The organism is Acidimicrobiales bacterium (assembly GCA_035316325.1).
In the GTDB taxonomy this organism is placed as follows: Bacteria; Actinomycetota; Acidimicrobiia; order Acidimicrobiales; family VFJN01; genus DASXTK01.
Map to the genome: position 1 here is coordinate 1 of DATHJB010000202.1, position 4607 is coordinate 4607.

Annotated in this window: 4 protein-coding genes and 1 tRNA gene; 4 read left to right on the plus strand and 1 reads right to left on the minus strand. The window is 70.8% G+C overall.

Going from position 1 to position 4607, the window contains the following annotated elements:
- Positions 1–114 precede the first annotated feature (114 nt).
- On the minus strand, positions 115–1389 hold the full coding sequence (locus tag VK611_26375; protein HMG44889.1) for a sensor domain-containing protein: 1275 nt from the start codon (positions 1387–1389) through the stop codon (positions 115–117).
- Between the two features lie 114 nt (positions 1390–1503).
- On the opposite strand from VK611_26375, the gene VK611_26380 reads away from it, so the two are divergent.
- The 4 genes from VK611_26380 (at position 1504) to VK611_26395 (ending at position 4320) form a co-directional block, all read left to right on the plus strand.
- Complete coding sequence (locus VK611_26380; GenBank protein HMG44890.1) at positions 1504–2025, plus strand: hypothetical protein; 522 nt, start codon at positions 1504–1506, stop codon at positions 2023–2025.
- A 53-nt stretch (positions 2026–2078) separates the two neighbouring features.
- Positions 2079–3488, plus strand: coding sequence for a glutamate--tRNA ligase (gene gltX, locus VK611_26385; protein ID HMG44891.1), 1410 nt, complete (start codon positions 2079–2081; stop codon positions 3486–3488).
- A complete protein-coding gene (locus tag VK611_26390) occupies positions 3485–4216 on the plus strand; it encodes a YdcF family protein (protein HMG44892.1) in 732 nt (243 codons plus the stop codon). The genes gltX and VK611_26390 overlap by 4 nt, the downstream gene beginning before the upstream one ends.
- A gap of 32 nt (positions 4217–4248) precedes the next feature.
- Positions 4249–4320, plus strand: a tRNA-Gln gene (locus tag VK611_26395).
- Positions 4321–4607: the final 287 nt, after the last annotated feature.

The window sequence follows — 4607 nt, forward strand, 5'->3', positions numbered from 1 at the left end:
ACCGTCGACACCACCTCGTGGTCGGCGTCCGCCAGCAACCCGGTCAACCCGGCCCGCAGCAGCACCGAGTCCTCCGCGATCACGATCCTCACGGCGACACCCTCCCGCCCCCGGTCACGATCGGCACGGGATCTCCACCAGGAGTGTGGTCGGGCCGCCGAGGGGGCTCACGACGTGCATGCTGCCGCCGTGGCCGGCGATCCGGTTGCGCAGGCCGGTGAGCCCCGTGCCGTTCGAGGCGTCGGCGCCACCGAGGCCGTCGTCGCGCACCTCGATCACCAGCCGGTCGCCGGCCCGGACGATGTTGACCTGGGCGGCGTGGGCCTGGGCGTGCCGGGCGACGTTGGTGAGCGCCTCCGACACCACGAAGTAGGCGGTGCTCTCCACGGCCGCGGGTGGTCGCTCCTCGATCTCGACGTTCAGGCTCACGGGGACGGGGGAGCGGGCGACGACGGCGGACAGCGCCGGGTCGAGCCCGCGGTCCTCGAGGATCACCGGGTGGATGCCGCGCACCAGGTCGCGCAGGTCCTTCAACGCCGCCTTGGCCTCCTCGTGCGCTTCGGCGACCAGCTCGCGGCCCCGCTCGGGGTCGCTCTCCAACCGCTCCCGGGCGGCGCCGAGCCCCATGGCCAGCGAGACGAGCCGCTGCTGGGCACCGTCGTGGAGGTCGCGCTCGATGCGCCGGCGCTCGGCCTCTGCGCTGTCGACCGCCGCCGAGCGGCTGGACTCCAGCTGGGTGACGCGCTGCCGCATCTCGTCGCCCCCCGGCGGGCCCAGCAGCCGCCGGCCGACCCAGCCGTCGAACCGGGCGAGGCCGATGGTGACCCACGGTGCCACCAGCACGAAGGCGGCCACGCCGACGAGGGTCACGAACCACAGCGCCGGCTGGGGCTCCCAACCGACGGTGAACAGGCCGAACTTGGCGGAGTCGCCGGGCAGGCCGCGCACGTAGAGCGGCAGCAGGATCATCGCCGCCGACACGCACCACACGGCCAGCGCCACCAGCATCGTGACCAGGCCGAGCGGGAGGATGAGCAGACCGTAGGCCAGCTCCCGCCAGCGGGCGGCGACCTTGAAGCGCGCCACGAAGCGGCGCCATGGGTTGGCGCTGGGCAGTGGCGGCACCGGGTCGGCCAGGTTGACGCCGAGCAGCGCGGCGAAGCGGGACCGTTCGACGTGCCCGATGATGCGTCCGCAGAGGAACAGGCACCACAGGCTGATGGCCGCCGCCGGCCACAGGAAGGGGATGAGCAGGAAGGCGCCGCTGACGACCAGGCCGCTGAGCACGACGGGGAAGGTGGCCAGGCCCACGAACCCGTCGAGGACCAGGTGGACGAGGTCCCACCAGGTCTGGCGCTCACGCCACGGTCGCAGCAGCTCTCGGATCACGATGAGCACACTACGAAGGGGGTGTGACAGTGAACATCCGGTGGCCCTGAAATCCCTGGGTAGGGCTATCCCCCGATGGTGACCGCATATCCGCTGAACCTCTAGTGTCACGCCGTGGCCGCGCCCGAGTACGTCCCCCAGCCCGCCGTCCAGCGTGTCCGGAGCTACGAGTCGCCGCCGCGCCGGGCCGGGTCGTGGATGGGGAACCGTCCCGGCGAGGTCGCGCCGGGCCGCCAGCCGCAGGGTCCCCGGCTGGGCATGCCCGGGCCCGATCAGGGCTACGCCTACGTGTTGGCCCACCGGTTCGAGGGGCGCCTGTACCTGACCGACGGCGAGCACGAGGTCGACGCGATCGCCGGATGCGTCGGGGTGGCGCTGAAGCGGGCGTCGGTGTTCGGCCGGGCGCCGGTGCTGCACGACCTCACCGTGGCGTTCACCGTGTGGGGCTTCCTGCGGGAGGCACCCGAAGACCTGGTGGCCCTGCGCAAGCCGCTGTTCGCCGAGGTGGCCAACCCGTACCACTACGCCGCGCAGCGACGGATCGTCGACATGGTGGCCGAGGACGTGCTGCGCCAGTCGCCCCAACAGGTGGCCGAGGCGCACCTCAAGGACTGGCGCGCGCTGCTCGATCTCTGATCGCCGGGGCTACTCGCTCCTTATCTGTTACAGGCTGCGCGTACCCTGGCGTCGTGCCCGTTGCTCCCCGTCTGCGCTTCGCACCGTCGCCCACCGGCTACCTCCACGTGGGGTCGGCCCGAGCGGTGCTGTTCAACTGGCTGGTGGCGCGCCAGACGGGCGGCGAGATGCTGCTGCGCATCGAGGACACCGACGTCGAGCGGAACCGGCCGGAGCTGACCGACAACATCCTCGAGACGATGCAGTGGCTGGGCCTCGGGTGGGACGGCGAGCCCTTGTACCAGAGCCGGCGGCTGGACCTCTATCGCGAGGCGGCCGAGAAGCTGCTGGCGTCCGGCCGGGCCTACTGGTGCGACTGCACGGCCGAGCAGGTGCAGGCCCGGGCCAAGGAGCGGGGCGGTCCACCCGGCTACGACGGGTTCTGCCGCGAGCGGGGTGTCGAGCCCGGCCCCGGCGTCGCCCTGCGCTTCCACACGCCCGACGAGGGCACCACTGCGTTCGACGACCTGGTGCGCGGCCACGTGCAGTTCGACAACAGCGTGCTCGAGGACTTCGTGCTGTTGCGGTCCAACGGCATGCCCACGTTCCTGCTGCCCAACATCGTCGACGACGCCGACATGGGCGTCACCCACGTCGTGCGGGGCGAGGAGCACGTCAACGGCACCCCGAAGTACCTGCTGCTGGCCGAGGCGCTCGGGTTGGACTACCGGCCGGTGTTCGCCCACCTGCCGGTGCTGGTCAACGAGCAGCGCAAGAAGCTCTCGAAACGCCGTGACTCCGTCTCGGTGGCTGACTTCCGGGCGGGCGGGTATCTCCCCGAGGCGATGGTGAACTACCTGGCACTGCTCGGATGGGGACCGCCGGACGGCGTCGAGATCCGCCCGCTCGGCGAGATCGTCGACCTGTTCCGCCTCGAGGACGTGCACTCGTCGCCGGCCTTCTTCGACGTGAAGAAGCTGCAGCACTTCAACGCCGAGTACATCCGGGCGCTCCCCGCCGACGAGTTCGTGACGCGGGCTGGGCCGTACCTGACCCACGGCGACGAGTCGTCGAACGTGCTGCGGCCGATCGCCGAGCTGGTGCGCGACCGGGTGCGGCTGCTGTCCGAGGTCGAGCCGATGATCGAGTTCCTCCGGGGCGACGACGTCGAGATCGACCCCGAGTCGTGGCAGAAGGGTGTGGCCAAGCTGGGCGACCGGGCCGCAGCGATGCTCGATGCCGCGCTCGCCCGCCTCGCGTCGTGCCCGTGGGAGCGCGACGCCGTCGAGGCCGCCCTGCGCGACTCCGCGGTCGATGCCGGCTTCGTCAACGCCGAGGGCCAGGCCCAGATGTCCAAGGCCCAGGCGCCGGTGCGGGTGGCCACCACCGGTCGCACGGTCGGCCCGCCGTTGTACGAATCGCTGGTCGAGTTGGGCCGCGACCGCACGCTCGACCGACTGCAGAAGGCGCGTCAACGCCTGTGATCGGCCTGGCCCGCTCCAAGCCGGCACCTCGGAAGCCGGAGCCGGGGCGGGGACGGGCGCGCCGCGCCGCCCAGTCGGTGGGGTCGCTCCGTGACAAGAAGACGAGGCGGCGCCTCTACCTGCGGTTGGCGGGCCTGGCGATGGTGTTCTTCGTCGGCTACCTGGGCATCACGTTCGTGCAGGTGTGGTGGACGAGCCGGCAGGACGGCGCGCGCCAGGCCGACGCCGCGGTGGTGTTGGGGGCCGCCCAGTACGACGGGCGGCCGTCGGCGGTGCTCGAGGACCGGCTCGAGCACGCGCTCGACCTCTACGAGCGCGGCGTGGTGAAGGTGATCGTGGTGACCGGCGGCAAGCAGGAGGGCGACCGGTTCACCGAGGCGTTCACCGGCTACACCTGGCTGCGCGAGCATGACGTGCCGGAGAGCGCCCTGCTCACCGAGGTGCAGGGCCACAACAGCTGGGAGTCGATCGCGGCGGCGGCCCGGATCCTGCGCGCCCGGGGCTTGACCGACGCCGTGATGGTGACCGACGGCTACCACGCCCTCCGGGTCGACGCCATCGCCGACGAGCTCGGCCTCGACTCCTCGGTGTCGCCCAGCCGCCGCGGCGGGTCGATGAAGGAGCTGGTCAAGGAGACCGGCGCCGTCGCCATCGGCCGCATCGTGGGCTTCCGCCGCCTGGTCAACGTCGACGACCAGATCGACCGTCGTATCGTGTCGCAGGAGTGATCGCCGGCTCGATAGTCTGTCGTTTCCACCTTTCGGGGGTGGTGTAATCGGCAACACAACTGGTTCTGGTCCAGTCATTGGGGGTTCGAGTCCTCCCCCCCGAGCAACCAAATGCCCCCAGGTCACCGACCTGGTCGTCTTAGTCCTCAAAAGTCCTCCCCCCAGCGGGGAGAAATCCCAGGTCTCTGACCTGGGTTTTTGTCTTCGGTGAGTATTAGGGGTCGATTTCCTCCCCCCCACCCGGACTGATCACGAAAGCCCAGCTCAGGGGTCCCGGGGCGAGCACGTGGTCACAGTTTGGTCACAGACATCTTGGATGCTCGGTGGGAGCTGCTTCCTCGAAGCGGTTGGCTGGGGCTGCGACCGATCTGCAGTCAGTCAGTCGGAGGCA